Origin of the sequence: Diaminobutyricimonas aerilata, from assembly GCF_002797715.1 — a bacterium.
GTDB classification, from domain to species: domain Bacteria; phylum Actinomycetota; class Actinomycetes; order Actinomycetales; family Microbacteriaceae; genus Diaminobutyricimonas; species Diaminobutyricimonas aerilata.
Map to the genome: position 1 here is coordinate 2,186,464 of NZ_PGFF01000001.1, position 26,083 is coordinate 2,212,546.

General features: G+C 70.7%; 22 protein-coding genes. 12 read left to right on the plus strand and 10 right to left on the minus strand.

From position 1 onward, the window contains the following. Positions 1–7 precede the first annotated feature (7 nt). Positions 8–6,031 (minus strand): pullulanase-type alpha-1,6-glucosidase, encoded by a 6,024-nt coding sequence (pulA, locus tag CLV46_RS10585; protein ID WP_100364734.1) that lies wholly within the window; start codon positions 6,029–6,031, stop codon positions 8–10. A 615-nt stretch (positions 6,032–6,646) separates the two neighbouring features. Then, entirely contained in the window at positions 6,647–6,895 is a 249-nt protein-coding gene (locus tag CLV46_RS10590) for a hypothetical protein (protein WP_157802298.1), read from the minus strand. Positions 6,896–7,006: 111 nt separating this feature from the next. Between CLV46_RS10590 and CLV46_RS10595 the strand changes: the two genes are divergently transcribed. The 3 genes from CLV46_RS10595 (at position 7,007) to CLV46_RS10605 (ending at position 10,134) form a co-directional block, all read left to right on the plus strand. Further along, complete coding sequence (locus tag CLV46_RS10595) at positions 7,007–7,489, plus strand: nucleotidyltransferase domain-containing protein (RefSeq protein ID WP_100364736.1); 483 nt, start codon at positions 7,007–7,009, stop codon at positions 7,487–7,489. A gap of 153 nt (positions 7,490–7,642) precedes the next feature. After that, entirely contained in the window at positions 7,643–8,881 is a 1,239-nt protein-coding gene (locus CLV46_RS10600) for a cobalamin-independent methionine synthase II family protein (protein ID WP_100364737.1), read from the plus strand. A gap of 68 nt (positions 8,882–8,949) precedes the next feature. After that, the gene (locus tag CLV46_RS10605) at positions 8,950–10,134 is read left to right on the plus strand and encodes a MarP family serine protease (RefSeq protein WP_100364738.1); all 1,185 of its coding nucleotides are present in this window, start codon (positions 8,950–8,952) and stop codon (positions 10,132–10,134) included. On the opposite strand, the gene CLV46_RS10610 is transcribed toward CLV46_RS10605, so the two are convergent. From CLV46_RS10610 to CLV46_RS16705, 3 genes are all read right to left on the minus strand, one after another. Further along, the gene (locus CLV46_RS10610; RefSeq protein WP_245866738.1) at positions 10,073–10,549 is read right to left on the minus strand and encodes a VanZ family protein; all 477 of its coding nucleotides are present in this window, start codon (positions 10,547–10,549) and stop codon (positions 10,073–10,075) included. The genes CLV46_RS10605 and CLV46_RS10610 overlap by 62 nt on opposite strands. A gap of 167 nt (positions 10,550–10,716) precedes the next feature. Next, complete coding sequence (locus CLV46_RS10615) at positions 10,717–10,920, minus strand: cold-shock protein (protein ID WP_100364739.1); 204 nt, start codon at positions 10,918–10,920, stop codon at positions 10,717–10,719. A gap of 181 nt (positions 10,921–11,101) precedes the next feature. Further along, positions 11,102–11,275 (minus strand): hypothetical protein, encoded by a 174-nt coding sequence (locus CLV46_RS16705; protein WP_157802299.1) that lies wholly within the window; start codon positions 11,273–11,275, stop codon positions 11,102–11,104. Between the two features lie 429 nt (positions 11,276–11,704). Between CLV46_RS16705 and CLV46_RS10620 the strand changes: the two genes are divergently transcribed. Next, positions 11,705–12,766 (plus strand): hypothetical protein, encoded by a 1,062-nt coding sequence (locus CLV46_RS10620; RefSeq protein ID WP_100364740.1) that lies wholly within the window; start codon positions 11,705–11,707, stop codon positions 12,764–12,766. Between the two features lie 3 nt (positions 12,767–12,769). Here the strand turns inward: CLV46_RS10620 and CLV46_RS10625 are convergent, their stop codons facing one another. From CLV46_RS10625 to CLV46_RS10635, 3 genes are all read right to left on the minus strand, one after another. After that, positions 12,770–13,990 (minus strand): PrsW family intramembrane metalloprotease, encoded by a 1,221-nt coding sequence (locus CLV46_RS10625; RefSeq protein ID WP_211282180.1) that lies wholly within the window; start codon positions 13,988–13,990, stop codon positions 12,770–12,772. Between the two features lie 64 nt (positions 13,991–14,054). Next, positions 14,055–14,663 carry a hypothetical protein gene (locus CLV46_RS10630; protein ID WP_100364742.1) on the minus strand — a complete coding sequence of 203 codons (609 nt, stop codon included), beginning with the start codon at positions 14,661–14,663 and terminating at the stop codon, positions 14,055–14,057. After that, positions 14,660–16,018 (minus strand): FAD-binding oxidoreductase, encoded by a 1,359-nt coding sequence (locus CLV46_RS10635; protein ID WP_100364743.1) that lies wholly within the window; start codon positions 16,016–16,018, stop codon positions 14,660–14,662. The genes CLV46_RS10630 and CLV46_RS10635 overlap by 4 nt, the downstream gene beginning before the upstream one ends. A 92-nt stretch (positions 16,019–16,110) precedes the next feature. Here CLV46_RS10635 and CLV46_RS10640 point away from each other — a divergent pair, with 92 nt between their 5' ends. Beyond that, the gene (locus CLV46_RS10640; RefSeq protein ID WP_100364744.1) at positions 16,111–17,586 is read left to right on the plus strand and encodes an AlkA N-terminal domain-containing protein; all 1,476 of its coding nucleotides are present in this window, start codon (positions 16,111–16,113) and stop codon (positions 17,584–17,586) included. Between the two features lie 10 nt (positions 17,587–17,596). On the opposite strand, the gene CLV46_RS10645 is transcribed toward CLV46_RS10640, so the two are convergent. Further along, positions 17,597–18,070: an SRPBCC family protein gene (locus CLV46_RS10645; RefSeq protein ID WP_100364745.1), complete on the minus strand. Its 474-nt coding sequence runs from the start codon at positions 18,068–18,070 to the stop codon at positions 17,597–17,599. Between the two features lie 160 nt (positions 18,071–18,230). Between CLV46_RS10645 and CLV46_RS10650 the strand changes: the two genes are divergently transcribed. The 4 genes from CLV46_RS10650 to CLV46_RS10665 all read left to right on the plus strand — a co-directional run bounded on the left by CLV46_RS10650 (position 18,231) and on the right by CLV46_RS10665 (position 21,553). Then, positions 18,231–18,749 (plus strand): DUF6328 family protein, encoded by a 519-nt coding sequence (locus CLV46_RS10650; protein ID WP_100366015.1) that lies wholly within the window; start codon positions 18,231–18,233, stop codon positions 18,747–18,749. Beyond that, on the plus strand, positions 18,746–19,744 hold the full coding sequence (locus CLV46_RS10655; protein ID WP_100364746.1) for a YihY/virulence factor BrkB family protein: 999 nt from the start codon (positions 18,746–18,748) through the stop codon (positions 19,742–19,744). Before CLV46_RS10650 ends, CLV46_RS10655 begins: the two co-directional genes overlap by 4 nt. Before the next feature lie 76 nt (positions 19,745–19,820). After that, the gene (locus tag CLV46_RS10660) at positions 19,821–20,705 is read left to right on the plus strand and encodes an SDR family oxidoreductase (protein WP_100364747.1); all 885 of its coding nucleotides are present in this window, start codon (positions 19,821–19,823) and stop codon (positions 20,703–20,705) included. Beyond that, positions 20,702–21,553 (plus strand): SDR family oxidoreductase, encoded by an 852-nt coding sequence (locus CLV46_RS10665; protein WP_100364748.1) that lies wholly within the window; start codon positions 20,702–20,704, stop codon positions 21,551–21,553. Before CLV46_RS10660 ends, CLV46_RS10665 begins: the two co-directional genes overlap by 4 nt. A gap of 57 nt (positions 21,554–21,610) precedes the next feature. On the opposite strand, the gene ku is transcribed toward CLV46_RS10665, so the two are convergent. Next, positions 21,611–22,459 (minus strand): non-homologous end joining protein Ku, encoded by an 849-nt coding sequence (gene ku / locus CLV46_RS10670; RefSeq protein ID WP_100364749.1) that lies wholly within the window; start codon positions 22,457–22,459, stop codon positions 21,611–21,613. 119 nt (positions 22,460–22,578) lie between these two features. On the opposite strand from ku, the gene CLV46_RS10675 reads away from it, so the two are divergent. From CLV46_RS10675 to CLV46_RS10685, 3 genes are read left to right on the plus strand one after another with little or no spacing between them, the layout of a single operon-like run. Further along, on the plus strand, positions 22,579–25,092 hold the full coding sequence (locus CLV46_RS10675) for an ATP-dependent DNA ligase (protein WP_100364750.1): 2,514 nt from the start codon (positions 22,579–22,581) through the stop codon (positions 25,090–25,092). Further along, entirely contained in the window at positions 25,089–25,892 is an 804-nt protein-coding gene (locus CLV46_RS10680) for a glycosyltransferase family 2 protein (RefSeq protein WP_100364751.1), read from the plus strand. Before CLV46_RS10675 ends, CLV46_RS10680 begins: the two co-directional genes overlap by 4 nt. Further along, positions 25,889–26,077, plus strand: a complete 189-nt coding sequence (locus tag CLV46_RS10685; RefSeq protein WP_100364752.1) for a hypothetical protein — start codon at positions 25,889–25,891, stop codon at positions 26,075–26,077. Before CLV46_RS10680 ends, CLV46_RS10685 begins: the two co-directional genes overlap by 4 nt. The last annotated feature ends 6 nt before the right edge of the window (positions 26,078–26,083 follow it).

A 26,083-nucleotide genomic window follows, 5' to 3' on the forward strand; every position in this document is an offset into this window, starting at 1 on the left:
CCGCTCATCACCAGGCGACGACCACCGAGGGCCACCTCGTGCGCGAGGGCAGCACCTCGCTCGAGCCCTCGTAGCGGGCCGTCAGCAAATGGACGCCGCGCGCGAGCGTGAGCTTCACCGACCCGCGCCCGGCGTCGGAGCCGTCGAGCTCGACCGTGCCGACCACGCGGCCGCGGTCGAGCACCTCGACGGTGCCGGTCGGGACGGTCTCACCGGCCTGCACCCGGAACGAGTAGGTCACCGCGCCGCCGCTCTTCACGAGCAGCCGGTTCGCCGATCCCGTCGTCGTGCTCCCGACGGGGTCGGGCGCCTGGGCCTCCGTCAGCACCGCGACGGTGCGGGCGGGCACCGTGACCGTGCCGGTCGCGGCATCCCACGTGGTCGCCTTCACGCCGGCGTCCGCACCGGCCTGCTGCACCGCGCTCAGGGCGAGGTCATGACCGACGAGACCGTCGATCGGCAGCGACACGGGCTCCGGGCTCGCGTTGAACACGGTGAGGAGGCCGTCCAGGGCGGGATCGACGTCCACCCCCACCGTGTCGTCGATGTGCATCGCGATGACGCCGGGCGCGGCATCGGGTCCGCTGCCCGGGAAGCTCAGCTTCTCCCGGATGAGGTCGGCCGAGCCGAGCCGGAAGAGCTTCGTCGACTGCTTCAGTCGCAGCAGGTCCTGAGCGGCCGCGGTCGCCGCCGCGATGTCCGCCGGGGCGGGACGCAGCGCCGGGTCGGCGAGCAGCGGTGCCTGGATCGGCCACTGGTCCTCGTTGTCGGCCGCTTGTGGCAGCCCGACCCCGAAGTTGTTCGACTGACCGGTCCAATCGATGCGGTTGAACCAGTCGCCGGAGTCGTAGCTGTTGCGGTCGAGCGACTTGGACCGCAGCAGGTCGGTACCGGCGTGCCACAGCGAGGGCGCCTGCGACAGCGTCACCGTGGCGAGCGAGAGCGTGTTCATCCGCACCCGTTCGGCCATCGGCGTATCCGCCGGCAGCTTGAGGGCGAGCAGGTCGAACAGCGTCTCGTTGTCGTGCGCGTCGACGTAGTTGATCGTCTCCTCCGGCTCATCGGCATAACCCGCGGGAGAGCCGTTGTAGTCGAGCTCGTCCCCACGCTTCACCGTGCCGTCGGAACTGACGAACGAGAAGGCGCGCAGATTGCCGGCGAGGCCGATGCGCACGAGATCGCTCTGCACCGCGAGGCGGGCGAGCGCCTCCTCCGTCGTGCCGTTGATCGGCGCCCCGTTCGGGTCGGTGCCGAGGCCGGTGCCGAAGCCCTGCTGCTGGATCGTGCTCGAATCCACCGGGCTGCCGCCGTGCACCGCATCCCGCAGCCGATCGTTGAAGGTGCCGATCCCCGTGCCGCCGAGCTGCCCCTGCGTGGCCTGCTCGAAGAGGGCGTTGTCGGCGACCTCCCCGAAGTTCCAACCCTCGCCGTAGAGGTAGACCGCGGAGCCGTCGACACTGTCCCGCTTCACCGTCAGCTCGTCGAGGGCGGCGCGCACCGCGAGCATGTTCTGCTTCGAGTGGTGTCCCATGAGGTCGAAGCGGAAGCCGTCGACCTTGTAGTCGCGTGCCCACAGCACGACGGAGTCGACCATGAGCTTCTCGGCGAGCGCGTGCTCGGTGGCCACGTTCTGGCAGCACGTCGAGGTCTCGACGGCGCCTTGCGCGTTGAGCCGGTGGTAGTAGCCCGGCACCACACGTTCGAGCACCGACTTCTCGCCCTGCCCGCTCTGCGCGGTGTGGTTGAACACCTGGTCGAGCACGACCTGCAGTCCGAGGCCGTGCAGCGAGCCGACCATGCCGCGGAACTCCGCCGTGCGGTCACCGCCGCGGGCATCGACGGCGTAGGAGCCCTCCGGGGTGGAGAAGTGAAGCGGGTCGTAGCCCCAGTTGAACCCGTCGTCTTCGCGGATCTGCGCGATGCACGCCTGCTGTTCGGGCGAGTCCGGCGCGAACGACGCGAGGTCGCACGGGGGCACCGCTTGGGCGGCCCGATCCTCCTCGATCGTGGCGATGTCGAAGGTGGGCAGCAGGTGCACGGTGTTGAGGCCCGCGTCGGCGAGGGTGCGCAGGTGGCGGGTGCCGGCGCTGTCGACGCCGAAGGCGCCGTAGGTTCCGCGCAGCGCCTCGGGCACCGAAGCGTCGCCGATCGAGAAGTCGCGCACGTGCAGTTCGTAAATCGAGCGGTCGACCGGGTCGGCGATGCGCGGAGCGGCGGTCTTCTCCCACGCCTTCGGGCGATGCTCCTTCGCGTCGAGGTCGACGAACACGGACCGCTCCGAATTGAGCGTGAGCCCGACCGAGTAGGGGTCGGTCACGAGGTTCGTCTCGATCGCATCCGTGCTCGGCGCGTAGACGACGACCTCGTACAGGTACGACGCGTCACGCCACTGCTTCTCACCCTCGGCGGTCCAGGTGCCGTCGCTCTGGCGTTCAAGGGTCACGCGGGTCGGGTCCGCCGCGTCGCCGTCGGCGTAGACGAGCAGGTCGACGGATCGCGCGGTCGGCGCCCACAGGGCGACGCTCGGCCGCTTCTTCTCCCACGTCACGCCGAGCTCGCGATCGGCGGCGTCCTCGGCGAAGAGGTCGTCGAGCACCCCCGGGAGCTGCACACCGGTGAACGCGGTGAGCTCGTCGCCGTCGAACTGGGCGACGCGCAACTGGGTGGTGAGCAGTCGCTCGATCGCGGCACGATCGACTCCCGCGGGGCGGAGAGCCACGTACTCGGCGAGCGCCGGGAACCGGTCGCGTTCCGCTTCGGACAGCCCGGCCGGGTCGTACTCGAGCTCGATGGCCTCTCCCCCGGTGACCGCTCCGTCGACCACCTCGAGGGAGGCGTCCTCGGAGGAGTGCAATTCGAAGCGCAGGTCCGCCGGATCGGCGTTGACCGGCAGCAGCTCGCGCGGCCAGGCGAGCGTGGATGCGCTCACCCAGTGGGCGCGCTGCTGACCGGTGCCGGGGAGCGGCGGGTCGGCGACGTCGATCTGAAGCACATGCGTCGCGAGGTCGTAGCGGAACGTGGTCGCCTTGCCCTCGGTCACGGTGAACGGGATGTTGGCGCCGTTCGGCGCTCCCCCGGCCCCGTAGTTCTCGTCCCAGCTCAGGCCGTGCGCGACCTTCGCCTCGTAGGCGCCGGTGGGCAGCGCATCCGTCGTCCAGGTGAGCACGCCGTCGCCGTCCGCGTCCTGCAGCCAGGTGCGCAGGCAGTCGGGCTGCCAGTCGCCCGGGCAGCCGGCCTCGCTCTGGAAGGAGCCGACCGCGGTGACGATGGGGCCCTGCTCGCTGTTCTGCGCGAAGTTCGTGCGCGGGTCGAAGTAGAACGTCACCGGGCCCCCGTCGGTCGTGAACGCGATGTTCGCGCCGTCGCGGACCCCGCCCGCTCCGTAATTGATCGCCCACGACCCGTTGATCGCGACCTTGTACTCGTAAGCGCCGGCCGGCAGGTCGAAGGTGCCCGCCCAGACGCCGTCGGCACGCAGCTCGAGCGCGGCCGCCTCGCACCCGGGCTGCCAGTCGCCCGCACATCCCATCTCCGAGTTGAGCGACCCGGGCACGGTCACCATGTCGATCTCCGGCTCCGGTTCGGAGACGTCCTCGAGCGAGACGGTGTTGCCGACCGACGCGTACGTGGACGCCGCGGCATGCTGCCCGGCGGCGTCGACCGAGACGGCGCGGTACTCCAGGAGCGTGCCCGCGGCGAGGCCGGCGACGTCGTGGAAGACCCGGGGGGAGGTGTCCTCCGCGGTGCCGAGCGGCGTCCAGGTGTCGTCGCCGACGACGCGCCACGCGAAGCTCGTCTCCTGCCACACCGAGTCGGCGACGTCGGCCGCGACGGGAGCGAGGCCGCCCAGTCCGGCGCCCGGCTTGGGCGCGTCGACGGTGATCGCCGCTGCGGCATCCGGAGCACCGACCGGGCGGTCCGCGGCGAGCACGACGGCCCCGAGCGCGGGCACGGTGACCGAGAGCGCGCCGCCGGCGTCGGCGGTGCCGCCTCCATCCCCGTACACGGCCGAGAAGGTCGCGTCGGGGGTCAGCGTCGGCACGGTCACCGTGACGGGCGCACCGGTGTTGTTGGTGGCGACGAGGTGCTCGACCTTGTCGTCGCGGTGCACGCGGCTGAACGCGTAGACGCCGCCCTCGGCGAAGCGCTCGATCTGCGCACCGTCCTCGAGGGCCGGGATGCTCTCGCGCAGGTCGGAGAGCGCGGCGATGTGCTCGTAGAGCGGGGCGGCCGGGTCGAAACGGTCGACCGAGCCGGCCTGCTCCCCGGTGATGAGCTGCTGGTCGACGTACTCGGGCACCTGGCTCGCGAAGAGCGACTGCCGTGCGCTCTGGTCGTTGCCGGCTCCCGCGCCGGTGAAGCCCTGCTCGTCGCCGTAGTAGATGACCGGTTGCCCGCGGCTGAGGAACATGAGCTCGTGGGCGAGTCGATCGCGCTCGAGCGGGGCGTCCGTCGACCGCAGGAAGTAGCCGACGCGCCCCATGTCATGGTTGCCGAGGAAGGTCGGCAGCGCGCTCGCGCTCTTCTGCGGCGTCGTGTACAGGTCGTCCGAGGCGAAGAGCTGGGCGAGGTTCGTCGAGGAGTTGCCCGCGGCGTAGCTGATCGCGCTCGACTGGAAGGCGAAGTCGAGCACCGAGTTCATGTCGGTGTCGCGCACGTATGGGGCGAGCTTCGCCGCATCCGCGTCGTACACCTCACCGAACATGAAGAAGTCGTCGTTGCCGATCGTGTGGGCGTGATCGAGCACCTCGGCCGACCACTCCTCCCAGAACTCGCGGTTCACGTGCTTGACCGTGTCGATGCGGAACCCGTCGATCCCCAGGTCGACCCACGACTCGTAGACGTCGACGAATCCGTCGACGACCCGCGGATGCTCGGTCATGAGGTCGTCGAGTCCGGCGAAGTCGCCGTCGAGCACGCTCTCGCCCTCGAAGGTCGAGTCGCCGCGGTTGTGGTACAGCGTCGGGTCGTTGAGCCAGCCGGGCACCTTCAGGTCGGCGTCGTCGGGGGCGATGACGGGCGTGTACGGGAACGACGAGCTGTCGAGTTCGGGGAAGTCGTCGCCGCCGGCGTAGTCGGCGGGGTCGAACGGCTCGCCCGCGGCGGTCGTGTACGGAGAGGTCGCCTTGTCGATGTAGTCGTACTGCTTCTCGGCGTAGTCGATCACATCCGCCGTGTGGTTCGTGATGATGTCGAAGTAGACCTTGATGCCGCGGGCGTGCGCGTCGTCGATCAGCGCCTCGAGTTCGGCGTTCGTGCCGAGGTGCGGGTCGATCTGCGTGAAGTCGGTGATCCAGTAGCCGTGGTAGCCGGCGGAGGCGTTCTCACCGGCGCCCTGGACGGGCCGGTTCTTGAACGACGGGGTGAGCCAGATGGCGGAGGTACCCAGCCCCTCGATGTAGTCGAGCTGCGAGCGCAGTCCGGCGAGGTCGCCGCCGTTGTAGAACCCCTTGCGCGTCGGGTCGTAGCCGGAGACGAGCGGATCGGTGCCGAGCCCGGCGGTGTTGTTCGCCGGGTCTCCGTCACGGAAACGGTCGGTCATGACGAAGTAGAACTGCTCGCCCGAGCCCGGTTGACGCACCGGCGGCGCGACGATCGCCGCATCCGCTTCGCCGTACGGTCCGGCCAGGTCGAGCGCCTCGAGCCCGACGCGCTCCTTCGCGAGGTCGAAGGTGAAGCGCAGCGTGGTGGTGCCCGCCACGGTGAGCGGGATGTTCGCATCGCCGCCGTCGAGGCCGTACGCCTCGTCCCACGAGTCGTCGAGGGCGACCTTGTACTCCCACGTGCCGGCGGGCACCTCGAACTCGGCGGACCAGACGCCGGGCGTGGCGGTCGGCGCGAGTTCGGTCTGCTCGCAATCGGGCGCCCAGTCGGCGGCGCAGCCGAGCTCGGACTGCAACGATCCGACCAACGCGACGGTGCTGTTCTCGTCCGCGGCGGCCGCGGGTTGGGCGACGGACAGTCCCGTCGCGAGGAGAGCCAATGCGGCGAGCACGGCGGAGAAACGGGGGGCGGCGGAACCAGGAGTCATCTTCGACCTTCACCGTCGTGCGCGTCATCGCGCGGGACCTCGACGGACCGACTGTAGACCCGCGACGACGAGACTGCAATCGCTTACATGCCCTCCGCGCCGCCACGGCACGATGGCACCGATTTCACCCCCGCCCGGGGGTCGAATGCGCCCCTTTACTCGCGTAAGCGCTTCCAGGATCGCCGCGCCGGTGTCGGCGCACGCCCGCGCGCCCCCGTCTCGCGCGTGCGTCGCGAATTCAGGAGATCCGCTCCCCGGGAGCCGATCCCGCCCGTCGGAAACTCAGGAGCGGGCACCGCCCGAGCCCGGGCTGGGATGTCGGGAATTCAGGACTGGCCGCAGCGTCTCCCCCGGTTCGGCTGGATCGACGGGCCCGGGCAGCACCGGAGTCCTGAATTCCCGACGCCCGTGCCCGGAGCGCTCCGCTCGCGACTCCTGAATTTCCGACGGCGGGGCGCGGGACGCCGATGCCCGGGACTCCTGAGTTTCCGACGTGCGCGGGCCGTCGCGAACGAACCAGCGGGGACGAGCCGGCGCGAACGAATCAGCGCGGACGAATCAGCAGGGGACGAGCCGGCGCGAACGGATCAGCGGGGACGAATCGGCGGGAACGGATCAGGGGAAGCAGGCGTGGCAGGGGGCGAGCCGGTCCTGCACCTGCGTGGAGACGACCGGATGCACGGGGAACACGTCGCCGAGCCGTTCGGAGGTGAGCCGCTCGGTCGGGCAGTTCAACGACGCGTGGAAGGCGCGGCCGCTCGCCGAGATGTAGACGATGAGCGGCAGCTCCGTCGGCGGGGTCCAGCACGACGCGCATGCCGCCGCGACCACTCCGTGCCGGCACTCCTGCGTGACCTCGACCATCGGTCCCTCCTCGATGCCGATCCCCCCGACATCGATCCCAGTCTCCGCCTTCCGGAGCGGCGCGGGCAGCCCCAGAACGAGCCACACGGGCACCGCGGCTAGGTTGGGCGGATGACCGGCGACGAGGTGGTGCGACTGCTCGCGACCCTCGCCGATGACGGCATCCGCGTGTGGGTGGCCGGCGGATGGGCGGTCGATGCGCTCGTCGGCCGGACGACTCGACCGCACGGGGACCTCGACGTCGCGGTCGACGCCGCCCAGCTGCCGCAGTCGCTCGACCTGCTGCGGCGCGCCGGCTTCGCCGTGACCGTCGACTGGTCGCCCGCGCGGCTCGAGCTGCGCCATGCCGACGGGAGGTGCCTCGACGTGCACCCCGTCGAGTTCGCCGCCGACGGCGGTGGGGTGCAACGCGGCCACGAGGGACCCGACTTCGACTACGCGCCGGACGGATTCACGAGCGGCACGATCGCGGGGGCGTCGGTGCCGTGCCTCTCGGCCCGGCAGCAACTCGCGTTCCGCCGGGGCTATCCGCCACGGCCGGTCGACGAGCACGACGTCGCACTCCTGCGCCCTCTGGCCGCCTCGGCCGGTTAGGAACGTCACCGGACGTCATGCCCCTGGCGCGGCCGGTGCGCGGCGTGTCAGGGTGGATGCGCAGCGGGCACGCGAAGCCTCGCGCCTGTCATGGGCACCGCTGCGACAGCCCGCGGCGGATCCCCGCCCATCCCCATGACGGAACGAGGCCCCATGCTCGACAGCAGCGAACGCATCCAGACCAGCCACGCCGGCAGCCTGCCGCGCACCCCCGAGCTCATCGCCGCCAACGACGCGCGCCGGATCGCCGAGGACGGGTTCACCCTCGAGCGCACCGAGGAGTTCGACGGACTGCTCACCGACGCCGTGAGCGACCTCGTGCGGCGGCAACGCGAAGCCGGCATCACCGTGCCGGGCGACGGAGAGTTCGGCAAGGCCATGACGAGCGCCGTCGACTACGGCGCGTGGTGGTCGTACTCGTTCCAGCGCGTGGCGGGCCTCTCGCTCACCGGAGCGGACATCTTCACCCAGGAGCCCGTGCGGTCCGAGCCCGGCACCGTGCGGCTCACCACGTTCCCCGACCGGCGGGACTGGACCATCTTCCGGGACGCGTACACCGACCCCACGAGCGGCATCTCGACCGGGAAGACGGCGACCGCCTTCCCGGCCACCACCGGGCCGCTGCAGTACGTCGGGCACGACGCGATCCGCTCCGACATCGCGAACCTCAAGACGGCACTCGCCGCCCAGGGGTACGAGGAGGGGTTCATCACCGCCCTCTCGCCCGGCTCCGGCGCCAGGATCCCGAACGAGTTCTACGCCACCGAGGAGGAGCACATCTGGGCGTGGGCGGATGTGCTGCGCGAGGAGTACACCGCGGTCATCGAGGCGGGACTCGTGCTGCAGATCGACGACCCGTCGATCGCCGAGAACTGGGACCAGATCAACCCGGAGCCGAGTCTCGAGGACTATCGGGCCTTCACCCGCATCCGGGTCGAAGCGCTCAACTACGCCTTGCGCGGCCTGCCGCAGGACCGCATCCGCTTCCACCTGTGTTGGGGCTCGTGGCACGGACCGCACACGACCGACATCGAGTTCCGCCACATCGTGGACCTCATGCTCGGCATCGACGCCGGCGCGTACAGCTTCGAGGCGGCCAACGCGCGTCACGAGCACGAGTGGAAGGTGTGGGAGGACGTGACGCTGCCGGACGGCAAGCTGATCCTTCCCGGCATCGTCGGGCACGCCACCAACGTGGTGGAGCACCCCGAGCTCGTCGCCCAGCGCATCGAACGCTTCGCCGCCCTCGTCGGGCGCGAGAGGGTGATCGCGTCGACCGATTGCGGTCTCGGCGGACGCATCCATCCGCAGATCGCGTGGGCGAAGCTCGAGAGCCTCTCGCGCGGCGCCGAGCTCGCGACCGAACGGCTGTGGGGACGCCGAGTCGCCTGAGGCCTCCGAGGTTCCCCGTCGGAGTCGGCTGCTAGCGTGCAATCCCGGACCCGACCGGAGGAGGAGCCGTGCCCGGATCGCTCGTGCTCGACGTGCTCCTCGTTCTCCTGCTCATCGGCGGTTTCGTGTACGGCATCCGCCGGGGCCTACTGCACAGCGTCGCCGCGGTCGCCGGACTCGTCGCGGGCGGGATCGGCGCGTTCTTCGCCGTACCGCTCGTCACCGGATGGGTGGGGTCGCCGGCGTGGCGTGGTCCGGCGGTGCTCGCCGTCGTGCTCCTGCTGGTGGTCGGCGGATACGGCGTGGGCGCGACGATCGGCGGCGCGCTCAGCCGCGGGGTCGGTCGACGCGGTCCCCTGCGGGTGCTCGACCGGCTGCTCGGCGGGGTGGCGAACCTCGCCGTGTCGGCCGCGGTGCTCTCGATGGTGGCGTTCAGCGTCGTCGCCCTCGGCGTGCCCATCCTCTCGCCCGGGATCGCGTCCTCGACCGTGGTGCGCTCGATCGACTCGGTCACGCCGGACCCGGTACGTGCCTTCCTCGCCCAATTGCGCGCCGCCGTCGTCGACGAGGGTCTGCCGCGCATCACGGAGGCCCTGACCGGCGCCCCGCCCGAGATCCCCGACCTCGACACCGCGAGCCCGGCTCTGCGCGAAGCGGCGCTCTCGGTGGCCCGCATCACCGGCAACGCGTTCGCGTGCGGTCAGGGTCAATCGGGTAGCGGCGCCGTCATCGCCGAGGACCGGGTCATCACGAACGCGCACGTCGTGGCCGGAGTGGAGGAACCGTTCGTCGAGTTGCCCGGACGCGGGGCGGTGCCGGGTCGGGTGGTGTACTTCGACCCGTCCGACGACCTGGCGGTCATCCACGCCCCGGGGCTGGACGGCACACCGCTGCCGACGGGCGCCGCGCTCGCGACGGGCGACGCGGCCGTGGTCGACGGCTATCCCTTCGGGGGGCCGTTCCGTTCCGGGCCGGCCGAGGTCATGGCGCGGGGACCGATCATCGCCGGCGACGTGTACGGCACGGGCAGCGCACCCCGCGACGTCTACACGCTCGCCGCGGACATCGAGCAGGGTAACTCGGGCGGCCCGCTGCTGGACACCGCGGGAGCGCTCGTCGGCATCGTCTTCGCGAAGTCCGCGGAGGTCGAGGACGTGGGCTACGCGCTCACACTCGACGAGGTGGGTCCGGTCATCGACCGGTCGGCGTCGCTCGAGCAGTCTGTCGACTCCGGAGCGTGCGTTCACGGTTGAGCCGGATGGCGGCGGGCGTCGTCACGATGAGGGCGCCGATCACCCCGATGAGTGCGCCGACCGAGTTGGCGACCAGGTCCCGGGGGTCGGAGACCCGATCGGGCAGCGAGAGCTGCACGGTCTCGATCGTGACCGTCAGTGCGACGCCCAGCAGCACGGCGATCCACCACCGGCGGCGTCCGAACAGCAGCAGGAAGAACAGTCCGATCGGCACGAACATCGCCACGTTCGCGGCGAACTCGACCTCGGCGTAGCCGACCCAGTCGAGCGAGGGGTGCCGGGCGGTCCACTCCAGGATGCGGAAGACGATCGAGTCGGTGCCGTCGTCGATCGGCTGCGGGCCGAGCGTCAGCCAGCCGACGACCCCGAGGTACACGAAGGTCACGAGGCTGAGCAGGGGGTGCTGTCGGAACACTCATTCTCCTTCCGGGCACCGGCCTCCGGCGGGCCGGTCGGTGAGGCGACGAGCTCCCGACAGTAGCGGCGCAATCCCGGGTCGCGGTGCGAGAACCCTGGACGGAGGCGGCGAGACGCGACGAACCCGGCACCCCTGAGGGCGCCGGGTCCGTTGCGATCAGATGATCAGAGGGCGCGGATGTTCGCGGCCTGGAGGCCCTTCGGGCCCTCCGCCGTGTCGAACTCCACACGCTGGTTCTCGACCAGGTTGCGGTATCCGTTCCCCGTGATGGCGGAGAAGTGGGCGAACAGGTCGGCGCTTCCGTCATCGGGAGCGATGAAGCCGAAGCCCTTTTCGGAGTTGAACCATTTCACGGTGCCGGTGGGCATGTGTCCTTCTTCTTTCTTTCTGGGTGACGGCCCGGATTTCGGGGCGCGTCGCGGTGTTCCTGATCCGCTCCACAGAAAGGCGCGCATCACCTGTCGGCGATGGGCGTGCCCGACGACGTGCGCAACATGACTACCGATTGCAACGCTAGCCCATCCTGGCCCGTGAGGGAACAGTTGAACCTCAGGCGCGTGAATCGAACGCCGGCGTCGACCAGAAGATCATCGCGACGAGCGCCGTCGCGGCGATCGACACGGTGAGGGCGTTGCGCCCGCGGCGCACGGTGCGCTCGATGGAACCGGGACCACGATGACGGGCTCGGCTGAACGCCCATCCGTCGCGACGATGACGTGCCATCGCTTCCCCTTCCCTCGTTGCTGGGAGAAGTCTCACCCTGTGCTTGACATTCGATGCGACGACACACCGAGAAAGCGGTGAGATGCGACAGAACGTCTATTTCACTACCCGCGGCCTGGTGGCCGCCCTAGACTCGCCCTCGGCCGTGCGCTCGTCCCCCCGAGCGCAGGTCGTGACGTCCGGCTGGTTACCGGACGTCGGGGCTGTTCCTGATCCACAGCCCCGCGGCGGGCCGCCCGTTCGGGGCGGCCCGCCGCTTTCCTGATACCCCTTGACGACCTCCAGGAGACGGGTGCACCCTGAGAAAGAACAAACTCGTCGCCCAGTTGAGCCGCAGGCAGTGCCGCGCCACTGGGCGATGAGTCTTTTCACGGGACCGCTCCAGCGCGGCGGATGCCCGGCACCCCAACCCGCGAGGACGCCCCAGCCGTGAGCACCATCGACTACGCCCCGCTGTCCGCACCGGTCACCCGGGAGGAGGCGCGGGCGTTCCGTCGGGAGAGCCGGGCCCGGTCGGGCGGGCTTCTCTCCGGGGGCATCGTCGCGGTGATCGCCCTGGTTGTCGGAGTCGTCGGCGGCGCCGCTGCGCTCCTCGTCGTGATCGCTCTGGGCGTCGCCGTGTGGACCGCACCCGGTGGGCCCGACGGGGGCATGGTCCTCCTCACGCTCGCTCTGCTGGTCGTCCTGGGCCTCACGGCCTGGGGCATCGTGGCGGGCACCGTCGGCACCCTCGGCACGTGGAGCAGGTGGCTGCGACTCACCCGTTTCGCGACCGCGAATCGGATGACGTTCTCCGCCTCCTCCCCCGACCCTCGGTATCCGGGGGCGATCTTCACTGTCGGCAGGGACCGACGCGCCGTCGAGCACCTGCGCTCGACCGAGGGCAGGTACGTCGACTTCGGCAACTACCGCTACGTGACCGGGTCGGGCAAGAACCAGACGACGCACCACTGGGGCTTCCTCGCGCTCAAGCTCGACCGTCGCCTGCCGCACATGGTGCTGGACGCGCGCAGCAACAACGGACTCTTCGGGGCGACGACCCTTCCGACCGCGTTCTCCCGCGACCAGGTGCTGAGCCTCGAAGGCGACTTCGACCGGCACTTCACGCTGTACTGCCCCGCCGAGTACGAGCGGGACGCGCTGTACGTCTTCACCCCCGACCTGATGGCCCTGCTCATCGACGAGGCGGCGCCGTACGACGTGGAGATCGTGGACGACTGGATGTTCGTCTACTCGCCGACGCGGTTCCCGCCGGCGGACGAGGCGACCTATCGACGGCTCTTCCGCATCGTCGACACCGTGGGCGCGAAGACCGTCGCTCAGACCGGACGGTACGCGGATGACCGCGCGGGCGTCGACCGCACGGCGAACCTCGTGGCGCCCCAGGGGCGACGCCTGAAGCGAGGCATCTCCGCCGGTGCCGTCGTGTTCATCGTCGTGTTCGTGCTCGGCTTCGTGTGGAATCTCGTCGGCGGGGCGTTCGGCTACTGAGGCTCAGCCGCCCATGAGGGCACGGCGGGCGGCGGTGACCGCGCCGAGCAGTCGCGCCTCATCGGCCTGGGCGCCGATGCGCCCCCGGCCCGTGATCACCCGCTGGCGCGCGAACGCGAGCCGGGTGGCGTCACGGATGTACCGCTTCATGATGCGCCCCGCGCCACGCTGTCGCGCCCACGCGAGAGCGACCCTCCGGCCCGCCGGCGTCGCCAGCGCGGTCACCTCGCCCGGCGCGATCCAGCCCGCCGCGGCGTATTCGTTCAAGCGTGCGTAGGTGAGCGCGGCCTCCTGGCGACGCAAGGCGACGACGAGCACGACGGCGAGGATGAACAGGGGCACCTGCACGATGGCGTAGTAGCCGTAGAAGTCGGTCACGAAGAACAGCGCGCCGTTCCAGAGCGCGTGCAGGAGCACGGCGGGGATGAGCCCGAGCACGAAGAAGCCGATCGCTCCGAACGCGCCGGCGCGTCGCGCGGCGACGCCCAGCAGCAGTCCCGTCATCGCCGTGAACATGACGTGGGCGAACGGCGACATGAGCCCGCGCACGGCGAAGGTGCCGGCGACGCCGGCGATGCTGCCTTGCGATTCGGCGATCGCGATGCCGAAGTATTGGATGTTCTCGGTGAACGCGAAACCGCCCGCGACCCACGCGGCGTAGACGATGCCGTCGACGGGCCCGTCGAAGTGACGGCGGTTGAACCAGAGGATCAGGAGTACCCCGAGCCCCTTGCCGAACTCTTCGACGATCGGAGCCTGTACCGCGCTCTGGAAGAGCTGCACCGCGGGGGCGTCGCGATCGACGGCGCCGAGCACGTTCTGGATCTCGGAGTCGACGAGCAGGGCGATGAGCACCGAGACGCCGGCGCCCCAGAGGAACGCGAAGAGCAGGGCCCCGCGCGGCTCGGGCTCCCAGCGGTCGATCCAGCGCGCGCCGAGGAACACGATCCCGAGCGGCACGAACGCGAGGATCGCGGCGGTGAGCACCGTCCCGGTGCCGAGGAAGGTCAAGAGGTACACGAGCACGAACAGCAGCGCGCCGCCGGCGATCGCGATGCCGATGATCGCGGCCACGACGGCGCCCGCGCGACCGCGTCGCGGGGGCGGCGTCGGGCCGCCGTACGACACGGCGGTCTCCTGACGCACCTCGGCGGGAGCGGATGCGGGGGCGGCATGGCCGGGTTCGACGCGGGCGGCGTACCCGTCGGGAGCGAGGCTCGACATGCGCATCACCCTAGCGGCGGGCCGACGGACGCTCGTCACCGTCGGCGTCACCACCACCGGGTGTTCAGGGTTGCTGTTCGCGCAGGATGGCGAGTGCCCGGGCGACGCGGTCGCCGAGCCCGGGGACGCGACGGCCGCTTCGACGCTCGGCGTCGTCGAGGGCCAGTGCAAGACGCTCGCGGTGACGGTCGGCGACGCTCGCGCGCAGCACACCCACGTCGCGCTCCCGACGGATGGTACGCACGCCGACCACGAGCGACACGACGGTCAACACGAGACCACCGGCGGCGACCACCCACCAGGCGGCGCCGTCGGTCGTGGCGAAGAGCGCGGCGCCGACGGGAACGAGCGAGAGCGCGGCGGGCAACAGCGGTGTCGCCCCGGGCCACGCCGAGGCGCGACGACTCCGTTCGTCGAGCGCACGCGCCTGCCGGCGCCACTCCGCGACGAGTTCGGGCGCAGGCCGCCCGGCGCCCTCGTCGATGACGCGCAACCGCAGCTCCGCGTAGTCAGCGGCCGATCCCACGAGGCCCGCTCCCCCGCCGGACGCGCCCGGGTCGAGGTGGGTGCGAGCCTCACGACGCAGATCGGCGAGCCGCGCAAGGAGCGCACCCAGCGCGAAGAGGGTCGCGACGAGACCCGCCGTGAAGACGATCATGCCGGTCGCACTCATGCGAACACCTTGCCCGGGTTGAGGATGCCGCGCGGATCGAAGACCTGCTTGATCCGCCGTTGCAGCTCGTACTGGGTGGTGCCGAGCTCGTCCTGCAGCCACCGCCGCTTGAGCAGTCCCACCCCGTGCTCGCCGGTGAGCGTGCCACCCAGGCGCAGCGCCGTCGTGAACAGCTCGTCCGCGGCCGCCCACACCGCATCCGGCACCTCCTCGCCCTGGAACAGGAAGTTGGGGTGCAGATTGCCGTCGCCGGCATGCGCGACGGTCGCGATCACGACATCGTGACGCCGCTCGATGTCGGTGATGGCGGCGAACATGGCCGGCAACTGGCTGCGCGGTACTGATACGTCCTCGATGAGCACCGTGCCGAGGCGTTCCATCGCCGGGTGGAAGGCGCGGCGGATGGCGAAGAGGCGCTCTCCCTCTTCGGCGTCGCGCGCCAGCTCGACACTCCCGCCGAGCGATTCGGCGATCGCCCTGGCGGACGCCGCGTCCGCCTCCGCTCCGGCGCCGTCGAACTGCACGAGCAGGTGGGCGCCGCGGCCTCCGAGGTCGACGCCGACGTGCGCACTGATGGCGTCGAGCGCTCGCGCGTCGAGCAGCTCCATGATCGCCGGGCGCAGCCGGGATGCCGTGATGACCGCCGACGCGCGGGCCGCCTGCTCGACGGACTCGAAGGACGCCCCGAGCGTCGCGACGGGGCCCGCGGGCAGCGGGCGGAGCTTGAGCGTCGCTTCGACGATCACGCCGAGGGTGCCCTCCGAGCCGATCATGAGCGCGGTGAGGTCGAGACCCGTGACTCCCTTGACCGTGCGGTGCCCGAGGCTGAGTAGCTCGCCGTCCGCGGTGACGACCTTCAAGCCGAGCACCGCCTCCCGCGTGACGCCGTACTTGGCGCACAACAGGCCCCCGGCGTTGGTGGCGATGTTGCCTCCCACCGTGGAGATCGCGCGGCTCGCCGGATCGGGGGCGAACCAGAGTCCGTGGGCGAGCAGCGCCGCGTTCAGGTCGGCGTTGATGATTCCCGGTTCGACGACCGCGAGTTCATCGTCGACGTTGATCTCGAGCACGCGGTTCATCGCGAGGGTCGACAGCACGATCTCGCCCGGCCCGGCGATGGCTCCCCCGGCGAGCCCCGTGCCGGCACCGCGCGTGACGACGGGCACCCGGTGGGCGTTCGCGATCCTCAGGGTGTGCTGCACGTCGGCCACGGATGCGGCGCTGACGTACGCGAGGGGCCGGCCGGCGGAGCGATGACCCGACTTGTCTGCCCGGGCGGGTTCGAGCAGTCGCGGATCGGTCGACACGGCGCTGCCGAGGGCGGCACTGAGCTCCTCGAGCACGGCGTCGGTCATCCCCTCAGCCTACGGCGGGCAACCCGCGGCCCACCGTCCGTAATGTCCGATTTCCGCTGGTGGGTGTCGGCGGGCGGTGCGAGGCTGGACCCATGCCCACCGCGCCGGTCACCTCCGATCCGCTGTTCGACCAGCGCTATCGCGCGATGTCCGCCCGGGACGCCCGGTTCGACGGCCAGTTCATCACCGGGGTCCACTCCACGGGCATCTACTGTCGTCCGAGTTGCCCAGCGGTGACCCCGCAGCAGCGGAACGTCGTGTTCTACCGCACCGCGGCGGCCGCGCACGAAGCGGGTCTGCGCGCGTGCAAGCGGTGCCAGCCCGACGCCGTGCCCGGTTCCCCCGAATGGAATCTGCGCGACGACCTCGCGTCGCGGGCGATGCGCCTCATCACCGACGGCGTCGTCGAGCGCGAAGGCGTGTCCGGGCTCGCCCGGCGGCTGGGATACACGACCCGACACCTCTCGCGCGTGCTCCAGACCGAACTCGGAGCCGGTCCCCTCGCCCTCGCGCGGGCGCATCGGGCGCAGAGCGCCCGCGAACTGCTCGTCTCGACCGACCTGCCGGTCGCCGACGTCGCCTTCGCGGCCGGATTCGCGAGCATCCGCCAGTTCAACGAGACGATCGCGGCCGTGTACCAGTTGACCCCGAGCGACATCCGACGTCGATGGGGCCGTGGGGCGGGCTCCTCGACCGCGCCCGACGGCGGCACGACCCTCACGCTGCGCCTGCCCGCCCGCGCTCCGTTCGACGGTCCGGGGCTCATGCGATTCTTCGCCGACCACGCCGTGCCGGGGCTCGAGACGGGAGACGACGCCGCCTTCTCGAGGCGGCTGCGCCTCCCCCACGGCGACGCGGAGGTCACCCTAACCCTCGACGGCGACGCGGCGGTGCGGTGTCGCGCGCGACTGGACTCCGTGGCCGACGTCGCGACGCTCGTCGCCCGGGTGAGACGGCTGTTCGACCTCGACGCCGACTCCGTCGCGATCGATGCGGCGCTCGCCGCCGACGCCCGGCTCGCCCCCCTCGTCGACGCCGTCCCCGGCATGCGTATCCCCGGCTCCGTGGACGTCGAGGAGACCCTCTTCCGCACCCTCGTCGGGCAGCAGATCTCCGTCGCGGCGGCGCGTACGGTGCTCGGCCGCATCGTGCGCGATCTCGGCGACGGCGTGCGGTTCCCCGATGCGGCCCGGATCGCGGAACACGGCACGGAGGTGCTGCGCGGCCCGGCGACCCGCGTCGCCTCGATCGTCGGGGTCGCCCGCGCGATCGCCGAGGGTGAACTCGTGCTCGATGTCGGTCTGCCGCTGCCCGAACTGACGGCGCGGCTGCTGGCCCAACCGGGGATCGGCCCCTGGACGGCGGGCTACGTCGCCCTGCGGGCCCTCGGCAACCCCGACGTGCTGCTCTCGAGCGACCTCGTCATGGTGCAGTCGGCCCGGGCGCTCGGCATCGCCGACACCGCGCGGGGTCTCGAGGCGGCGGGCCGTGCCTGGTCACCGTGGCGCAGCTACGCCGGAATGCACTTGTGGCGCGCCCGCCCGAAGGCGGACGCGCCACAGCGCTGAGATCGAGCGGTCAGCGACCGGTCGCGTCGGTCTCGCGATCCACGTCGCCGCGCCAGGCGCCGGTCTCGAAGCCCTGCGACTCGATGAGCTTCTTGAACTTCTTGAGGTCGTTGCCGATCTGCACGTCGTCGACCTGCAGGAGCGCGCCGGCCTGCTCGAGCACGCCCTGCGGCTTCCAGTCGAGCTGAACGGTCACGCGGGTCTGCGTGTCGCCGAGGCGGTGGAAGGTGACGACTCCGGCGTGGGTCTCGCCGTCCGTGCTCTTCCAGGCGACGCGCTCGTCGGGGTGCTGCTCGGTGATCTCGGCGTCGAACTCGCGCTCCACACCGGCGATCGAGACCTTCCAGTGGGTGCTCGTGTCCGTCACCTGGACGATCTCCTCGACGCCACCCATGAACTGCGGGAACGACTCGAACTGCGTCCACTGGTTGTAGGCGGTGGTGATGGGCACGTCGACATCGATGGACTTCTCAACGGTGGGCATGGGTTCCGATCTCCTTCGGTTGTCCTGTTCTTCGACGGTACGCCCGGCCTTTTCCTCCGCCCGACCGTTCGCAGTCGACGTCCAGCAACCACCCTGCGAAACCACATCCCCGCACCAGCGGGCGCTCCGGCGGGCGCTCCGGATCGATACCATGACCCGCATGAGTTCGAGGACGCCCGTCGATGACGCCGAGGCACGCGAAGACGACGGCCGCGACGAGACCGAGACGGAGCGCCTCGACCGCAACTGGAACGAGATGCTGCAGGAACTGCGCGTCACCCAAACCGGCACGCAGATCCTCACCGGCTTCCTCCTGACCCTCGCGTTCCAGCCGCGATTCGCCGATCTCGACCCGTTCCAGGTCGACGTGTACCTGTGCCTCGTCGTGCTCGCCTCGATCGCGACGGTGCTCGGGCTCGCGCCGGTGAGCCTGCATCGCGCCCTCTTCCGCAAGCGGGCGAAGCAGCAGATCGTCCGGGTCGCCGACGTGCTGCTCAAGTCCACGCTCGTGTGCGTCGCCCTGCTCGTCTCCGGCGTGGCCCTGCTCATCTTCGACGTCGTGATCGGCGGTGCCGCCGGTGTGATCGCCGGCTCGCTCGCCGCTCTGCTCATCATCGTGATCTGGCTCGTCGTGCCGTTCGGCGCGCATCCGCGGCGCGGCGCATCGGACCGGGAGTGAGCTCGCAGCTGCTGCGCGGCGCGGATCGCGGCGAGTGGGCCGTGCTCGTCCGCCGGGCATGGCACGGATTCCTGCGACACCGGGGCATCGACTCCGCGGCGGCGCTGACCTTCTTCGCCGCCCTGACGATGTTCCCCGGCGCGCTCACGCTCGTGTCCGCGACGGCACTGTTCGACGCCCGCGGCGACGCCGTGCGCGATCTGCTCGCCGTCGTGCAGGATGTCGCCCAGGATTCGACCGTCGCGACGCTCGCCGATCCCCTGCAAGAGCTGTTGAGCATCGACAACCCCGCCGTCGCCCTGGTCGCCGGGCTCGTGCTCACGGTGTGGTCCGCCTCCGCCTACGCGACCGCCTTCGGCCGCGCGATGAACACGGTGTACGAGGTGCAGGAGGGCCGCCGGCTGCTCAAGTTCCGCGGCCTCATGATCGCCCTGTCGGTGCTGCTGATGATCGTCTTCGCCGCCCTCGCGCTCATCCTGCTCATCACCCCGCGCGTCGCGGCGGCGATCGGACGCGGAGCAGGGATCGGCGAACCGTGGTTGAGCCTGTGGAACTTCGGCAAGTGGCCCGTGCTCGCCGTGCTGCTGCTGCTCGTGGTCGCCGTGCTCTTCTACGTCACCCCGAACGTCAAGCACGAACGGATGCGCTGGCTCGGGCTGGGCGCCGGCGTCGCCCTCGTCGTCGGCGGCTCCGCGACCGCCGGCTTCGCGCTGTACGTGTCGAGCATCGGTCAGTACGGCCGGGTGTACGGATGGCTCGGCGGCGGGGTGGTCGTGCTGCTGTGGCTCTACCTGGTGAACCTGAGTCTCGTCGCCGGCGCGGAAGCCGACGCCGAGGTGACCCGACTGGGGCTGCTGCGCAGCGGGATCGACGCGACGGAGACCATCCCGCTGCCCGCTCGCGACACCGCCCGCACCCTCATGCTGGCCCGGCAGCGGACGGCCGACGAAACCGATTCCCGGGCGATCCTTCAGCGTTCCCCGAAGGGTTCCTGAACGTCCGACTCCTGCGGTTGGGGCCTCCGGACGCCCGGCGTAGCGTCGCTGACGACCAACCCAGGAGGTAGATGACATGAGCGATCCCGCTCCCGATCCCCGCACCGAACACCACGACGAGGGTTTCGGAAAGCAGAAGCAGGACAGTCAGCCCGGTCACACGCAGGAGATGGATCCGGCTCCCGATCACGGCGAGGAGAGCTACGTCGGACACGGCCGCCTCGAGGGCCGCCGCGCGCTCATCACCGGAGGCGACTCCGGCATCGGCCGCGCCGTCGCGATCGCCTACGCCCGCGAGGGTGCCGACGTCGCGATCGTCTATCTGCCCGAAGAGCAGGAGGACGCCGAACAGGTCGGTCAGTGGATCGAGAAGGCCGGCCGCAAGGCGGTGCTCATCCCCGGCGACGTGCGCGACGAGCAGTTCTGCGCCGACTCGGTGCAGCGCACCGTCGACGAGCTCGGCGGACTCGACATCCTCGTGCTCAACGCCGGGTACCAGCAGGCGCGCGACGGGATCGACTCGATCGAGACCGAGGAGTTCGACCGCGTCTTCAAGACGAACCTGTACGGGCTCATCTGGACCGCGCGCGCCGCGGTGCCGCACCTGAGCGAGGGCTCCTCCATCATCACGACGTCGTCGATCCAGGCGACGAGCCCGTCGCCCGATCTGTTCGACTACGCGATGACGAAGGCCGCGCAGGTGTCGTTCACCCAGTCGATGGCGCAGGCCCTCGGCGAGAAGGGCATCCGGGTCAACGCCGTCGCCCCCGGACCGATCTGGACGCCGCTCATCCCGGCGACCGACTGGCCCGAGAAGACCGAGTCCTTCGGGCAGGACACCCCGCTCGGCCGGGCCGGGCAGCCCGCCGAACTGGCGTCCGCGTACGTGTTCCTCGCCGACGCCGCCTCGTCGTACGTCTCCGGCGCCGTCGTGCCCGTCACGGGAGGGAAGCCGTTTTGACCGTCCAGGATCCGAGGAACCTGTACCCGCGGCCGCCGTTCCGCATCGTCGACGGCAAGCCCGATCCCTCGCCCGATCACGGCGAGGAGCGCTACGTCGGTCACGGCCGGCTCGCCGGCCGGAAGGTGCTGCTCACGGGCGGCAACTCCGGCATCGGCCGCGCGGCGGCGATCGCCATGGCGCGCGAGGGAGCGGACGTCGCTCTGAGCTACCACTCCGATGAGGAGGGGGCTCGTGAGGCCGTCGCGACCATCGAGCAGGCGGGAGTCCGCGGTTTCGCGCACCAGGCCGACCTCGGCGAGGAGAGCGAGTGCGTGAAGCTCGTCGAGGACGCCGTGGCGGAGCTCGGGGGGCTCGACACGCTCGTCATGGTGGCCGGGTACCAGAACAACGTGCCCGACATCATGGACCTCGAGACCGAGCAGCTCGAGCGCACGTTCCGCACGAACGCGTTCTCGCTGTTCTGGCTGACGAAGGCGGCGCTGCCGCACCTGCCGAACGGTGCGAGCATCATCACCACCTCGAGCGTGCAGGCGACGAGTCCGAGCCCCGACAAGGTCGACTACGCGGCGACGAAGGCGGCGATCATCAACTTCACCAAGTCGATGGCGCTGCAGCTCGCCGACCGCGGCATCCGGGTCAACTCGGTCGCGCCGGGCCCGGTGTGGACGAACCTGCAGCCGGATGCCGCCGACGACGAGGACCTGTCGCAGTTCGGCGCCCAGTCGCCGTTGGGCCGGCCCGGTCAGCCCGCGGAACTCGCCGGCGCGTACGTGTACCTCGCGAGCGACGACGCGAGCTACACGAGCGGCGAGACGCTCCACGTGCTCGGCGGCGAATCCGTCTGAGGGGAGAACGAGAGGGGCCCGTCGGCGCATGCCGGCGGGCCCCTCTCGCATGAGCGCTCAGCCCGCCTTCTTGCCCTTCGACGCGGGCTTCTTCTTGGGAGCCTCTTCCTCGTCCTTGCCCCCGCGGCTGCGCTCGACGGAACGCCGCAGCGCCTCCATGAGGTCGAGCACCTCGCCGCCCTCCTCGGGTTCCTCGGGAGCGCCGAAGGTGGCCTCGGTGTCGAGCGCGTCACCCTTCTCGAGCTTCGCCTCGATGAGTTCGCGCAACTGCTCCTGGTACTCGTCCGTGAACTTCTCCGGCTCGAAGTCGGCCTCGAACTCCTTCACGAGCGCCGCCGACATCTTCAGCTCCCGGTCGCTGATCGTGACCTTCTCGTCGAGCGCGGGGAAGCTCGCCTCCCGCACCTCGTCGTCCCACAGCAGCGTCTGGATGACGAGCACGTCGTCGCGCACCCGCAGCGCGGCCAGCCGGGTCTTCTGCCGCAACGCGAACTTCACGATCGCCGTGCGGTCGGTCTGCTCGAGCGTGCGCCGCAACAGCACGTACGCCTTCGACGACTTCGAGTCCGGTTCGAGGAAGTACGGCTTGTCGAACATGATCGGATCGATCTGCTCGCTCGGCACGAACTCGACGACGTCGATCTCGCGGCTGCGCTCGGAGGGCAGCGCCTGCAGGTCGTCGTCGGTGATCACCACCGTGCGGTCGCCGTCGTCGTAGGCCTTGTCGATGTGCTCGAACGGGATGACCTTGCCGCAGATCTCGCACTTGCGCTGATACCGGATGCGCCCGCCGTCCTTGTCGTGCACCTGGTGCAGCTTCACGTCGTGATCCTCCGTCGCGCTGTACACCTTGACCGGCACGTTCACGAGGCCGAAGGTGATCGCGCCCTTCCAGATCGATCGCATCGCCGTCTCCTCACGGTCGTCCGATTTCGAACCATCATGGCCCCCGCCACGCCTGAACGTCACCCCCGTGTCTGCATCTTCGCTGGAACCTCCCTGGATGCGCTGGGCAGGATATGGGCATGGCACGCGCAGGATCGGGTGGGCGAGGCACCGAGCAGTACGTCTCCGTCGACCAGCACCGCATCCGGCTCACCAATCTCGAGAAGGTCGTCTACCCCGAGACCGGCACCACCAAGGCCGACGTGTTCGACTACTACGCCCGCGTCGCCGACGCGCTCATCCCGCACGCGCAGGACCGTCCGGCGACACGCAAGCGGTGGGTGGACGGCGTCGGCACGGCCGAGCACCCGGGTCAGGTGTTCTTCCAGAAGAACCTCGACGAAGGCACGCCGGAGTGGGTGCAGCGGCGCGACATCCAGCACTCCGAGGGCCCCAAGTCGTACCCCCTGGTGAACGACCGGGCGACGCTCATCTGGCTCGCCCAGATCGCCTCGCTCGAGATCCACGTGCCCCAGTGGCGCTTCGGGCGCACCGGGGTGCGCAAGAACCCCGACCGGTTGGTGCTCGACCTCGACCCGGGCGAGGGGACCGGGCTCGCCGAGTGCGCCGAGGTCGCCCGGCTCGCGCGGCGCATCCTCACCGGCATGGGTCTCGACCCGTATCCGGTGACGAGCGGCAGCAAGGGGATCCACCTCTACGCCGCGATCGACGGCTCGCAGACGAGCGACGAGATCTCGGCGGTCGCCCACGAGCTCGCGCGCGCACTCGAGGCGGACCACCCCGACCTCGTCGTGAGCGACATGAAGAAGACCCTGCGCACCGGCAAGGTGCTCGTGGACTGGAGCCAGAACAACGGCAGCAAGACCACGATCGTGCCGTACTCCCTGCGCGGCCGGCCGCATCCGACCGTCGCCGCCCCCCGCACCTGGGAGGAGCTCGACGACCCGGAGCTCGAGCACCTGGACTACCGCGAGGTGCTCGCCCGGCTCGAGGCCGCGCCGGACCCGCTCGCTCCGCTCTCGGCGGGGCACCTCGCCTCGCTCGAACCGACGCGTGAGCACATGGCGAGCTTCGACTCGACGCCCGCCGCCCGCGACCGGCTCGCCACGTACCGCAGCATGCGCGACGCCGCGAAGACGCCGGAACCCGTGCCCGAGGCACCGCCCGGGCCCGGCGGCGGCAACAGCTTCGTCATCCAGGAACACCACGCGAGCCGACTGCACTGGGATTTCCGGCTCGAGCACGACGGTGTGCTCGTGAGCTGGGCGCTCCCCCGCGGCGTGCCGACCGACCCGAAGAAGAACCATCTCGCCGTGCAGACCGAGGATCATCCCCTCGAATACGGCACGTTCGAAGGCACCATCCCCGAGGCCGAGTACGGGGGCGGCGTCGTCACGATCTGGGACGCGGGCACGTACGAGCTGGAGAAGTGGCGCGAGGGCGAGGAGGTCATCGCGACGCTGCACGGCGAGAAGCACGGCTCGCACAAGTACGCCCTCATCCGCACCCGTGGTCGCGACGGCCGGGACGAGAACAACTGGCTCATCCACCTCATGCGCTCCGAACACGATCCCGGCGAGGAACCGGCGGCGGAGGAGGGCGCCGAACGCACCGCGGGGTCGAGCCTCCGCCGAGAGCGGGGACGCCGGGTGGTCGGCGGTCGCACCTCGTCACCGGCGCCGGTCAAGCCGATGCTCGCGACCCTCGGCGAGGAGGACGGACTCGACGACTCCACCGAGTGGGCGTTCGAGATGAAGTGGGACGGCATCCGGGCGATCGCCCAGGTCACCCCGCGCGGCCTCTCGCTGCACACGCGCAACGGCAACGAGGTGACCACCGCGTATCCCGAGCTCGTCGAGCTGCTCGACGCCGTCACGGGACCCGTCGTGCTCGACGGCGAGATCGTCGCCCTCGACGCGCGGGGACGCCCGAGCTTCTCCAAGCTGCAGAACCGCATGAACCTCACGAAGACGCCGGACATCGAGCGGGCGATGCGCGATCATCCGGTGCACTACTTCGTGTTCGACGTGCTCGAACTCGACGGCGGGAGCCTCGCGCGGCGGCCCTACACGGAGCGGCGCCAGGCGCTCGAACGTGCTTTGCACGAGACCGAGCGCGTGCGGGTCCCCCCGGCCTTCGACGGCGACCTCGCCTCGGCGCTGCGGGCGAGCCGCGAACTCGGCCTCGAGGGCGTGATGGCGAAGGACGTCGACAGCACCTATACACTCGGGCGCCGCTCGTCGCGGTGGGTGAAGATCAAGCACCACCTCACCCAGGAGGTCGTGATCGCCGGGTGGCGTCCCGGCGAGGGACGACGCACCGGGGCAGTCGGGGCGCTGCTCATGGGTGTACCCGACGGCGACGGGCTGCGCTACGTCGGGAAGGTGGGCACGGGATTCCGCGAGCGCGAGCTCGACGAACTCGTCACCCGTTTCGCACGCATGGAACGCAAGACCACCCCGTTCATCGACGTGCCGGCGGCGGATGCGCGCGGGGCGCACTGGATCACGCCGCGTCTGGTCGGCGAGGTGGAGTTCGGGGAGTGGACCCCGACCGGCCGCCTCCGCCAACCGAGCTGGCGCGGGTGGCGCCCCGACAAGTCGCCGGAGGACGTCGTGGTGGAGAGCCCGTGACCCGCGTCACGCTCGTCATCCCGGTGAGGGACGACGCCGAGCTGCTGCGCCGCTGTCTCGCCGACGTGGCCCGGCAGTCCCGGCCGATCGACGAACTCATCGTCGTCGACAACGCGAGCGACGACGACTCGGCCGACGTCGCGCGTGCGGCCGGTGCCACCGTGCTCACCGAGCGGGTCGCCGGCATCTGGCCCGCGGCGGCGCGGGGGTTCGACGCCGCGACGGGCGATGTCATCGCACGCTGCGATGCCGACTGCCGGTTGCCGTCGGACTGGGTCGAGCGCCTCGTCGCGGCGCTCGACGCCCGCCCGGACGCCGTCGCGGTCACCGGGCCCGGGGTGTTCTACGACCTCGCCGGCGTGCCGCGGCTGCTCGCCGACGTGTTCTACATGCGGGCCTACTTCTGGTCGATGCACGGCGCGCTCGCCGGCACGCCCCTGTTCGGTTCGAACATGGGCATCCGGCGGGCCACCTGGCGGGCGGTGCGCGATCGCGTGCACCGCGACGACCCGGAGGTGCACGACGACATGGACCTCAGCCTGTGCCTCGATCCACGATGGAGGGTCGTCTACGACCGTCGGCTGCGCACCGGCATCTCGGGTCGGCCCTTCCGGTCGCTGCCGGCGATGATCCGGCGCGGACGCCGGGCCGTGCACACCCTCGCACGCAACTGGCCTGAGCAGTCGCCGTGGAGGCGGTGGAGGATCCGCGTCGAGGATCGCCTCGACCGGCGTCGCGGCCTACGCTCGGACGTGCGGCCCACCGCCGCGCTCCGACGACCACGGGAGGATGGCGCATGAGCATCGACCGCGCGCGCGACGACGCACCCCGCGAGTACGAACCGAACCTCGAGGACGAGCGGGTGGTGCCGCTGCTCGACGACGACGACGAACCGTTGCCACCGCCGACGATCGATCCCGACGAGCGGGTCGAGACCGACATCGAGGACGGCGACGTGTCCCTCGACGACGAGCGGCGCGACTGACCGGAG

Bases quoted from the DNA above. Each gene is read 5' to 3' on its own strand.
- pulA (WP_100364734.1), bottom strand. From the start codon at position 6,031: ATGACTCCTGGTTCCGCCGCCCCCCGTTTCTCCGCCGTGCTCGCCGCA.
- CLV46_RS10590 (WP_157802298.1), bottom strand. From the start codon at position 6,895: ATGGTCGAGGTCACGCAGGAGTGCCGGCACGGAGTGGTCGCGGCGGCA.
- CLV46_RS10595 (WP_100364736.1), top strand. From the start codon at position 7,007: ATGACCGGCGACGAGGTGGTGCGACTGCTCGCGACCCTCGCCGATGAC.
- CLV46_RS10600 (WP_100364737.1), top strand. From the start codon at position 7,643: ATGCTCGACAGCAGCGAACGCATCCAGACCAGCCACGCCGGCAGCCTG.
- CLV46_RS10615 (WP_100364739.1), bottom strand. From the start codon at position 10,920: ATGCCCACCGGCACCGTGAAATGGTTCAACTCCGAAAAGGGCTTCGGC.
- CLV46_RS16705 (WP_157802299.1), bottom strand. From the start codon at position 11,275: ATGGCACGTCATCGTCGCGACGGATGGGCGTTCAGCCGAGCCCGTCAT.
- CLV46_RS10625 (WP_211282180.1), bottom strand. From the start codon at position 13,990: ATGTCGAGCCTCGCTCCCGACGGGTACGCCGCCCGCGTCGAACCCGGC.
- CLV46_RS10630 (WP_100364742.1), bottom strand. From the start codon at position 14,663: ATGAGTGCGACCGGCATGATCGTCTTCACGGCGGGTCTCGTCGCGACC.
- CLV46_RS10635 (WP_100364743.1), bottom strand. From the start codon at position 16,018: ATGACCGACGCCGTGCTCGAGGAGCTCAGTGCCGCCCTCGGCAGCGCC.
- CLV46_RS10640 (WP_100364744.1), top strand. From the start codon at position 16,111: ATGCCCACCGCGCCGGTCACCTCCGATCCGCTGTTCGACCAGCGCTAT.
- CLV46_RS10645 (WP_100364745.1), bottom strand. From the start codon at position 18,070: ATGCCCACCGTTGAGAAGTCCATCGATGTCGACGTGCCCATCACCACC.
- CLV46_RS10650 (WP_100366015.1), top strand. From the start codon at position 18,231: ATGAGTTCGAGGACGCCCGTCGATGACGCCGAGGCACGCGAAGACGAC.
- CLV46_RS10660 (WP_100364747.1), top strand. From the start codon at position 19,821: ATGAGCGATCCCGCTCCCGATCCCCGCACCGAACACCACGACGAGGGT.
- ku (WP_100364749.1), bottom strand. From the start codon at position 22,459: ATGCGATCGATCTGGAAGGGCGCGATCACCTTCGGCCTCGTGAACGTG.
- CLV46_RS10675 (WP_100364750.1), top strand. From the start codon at position 22,579: ATGGCACGCGCAGGATCGGGTGGGCGAGGCACCGAGCAGTACGTCTCC.
- CLV46_RS10685 (WP_100364752.1), top strand. From the start codon at position 25,889: ATGAGCATCGACCGCGCGCGCGACGACGCACCCCGCGAGTACGAACCG.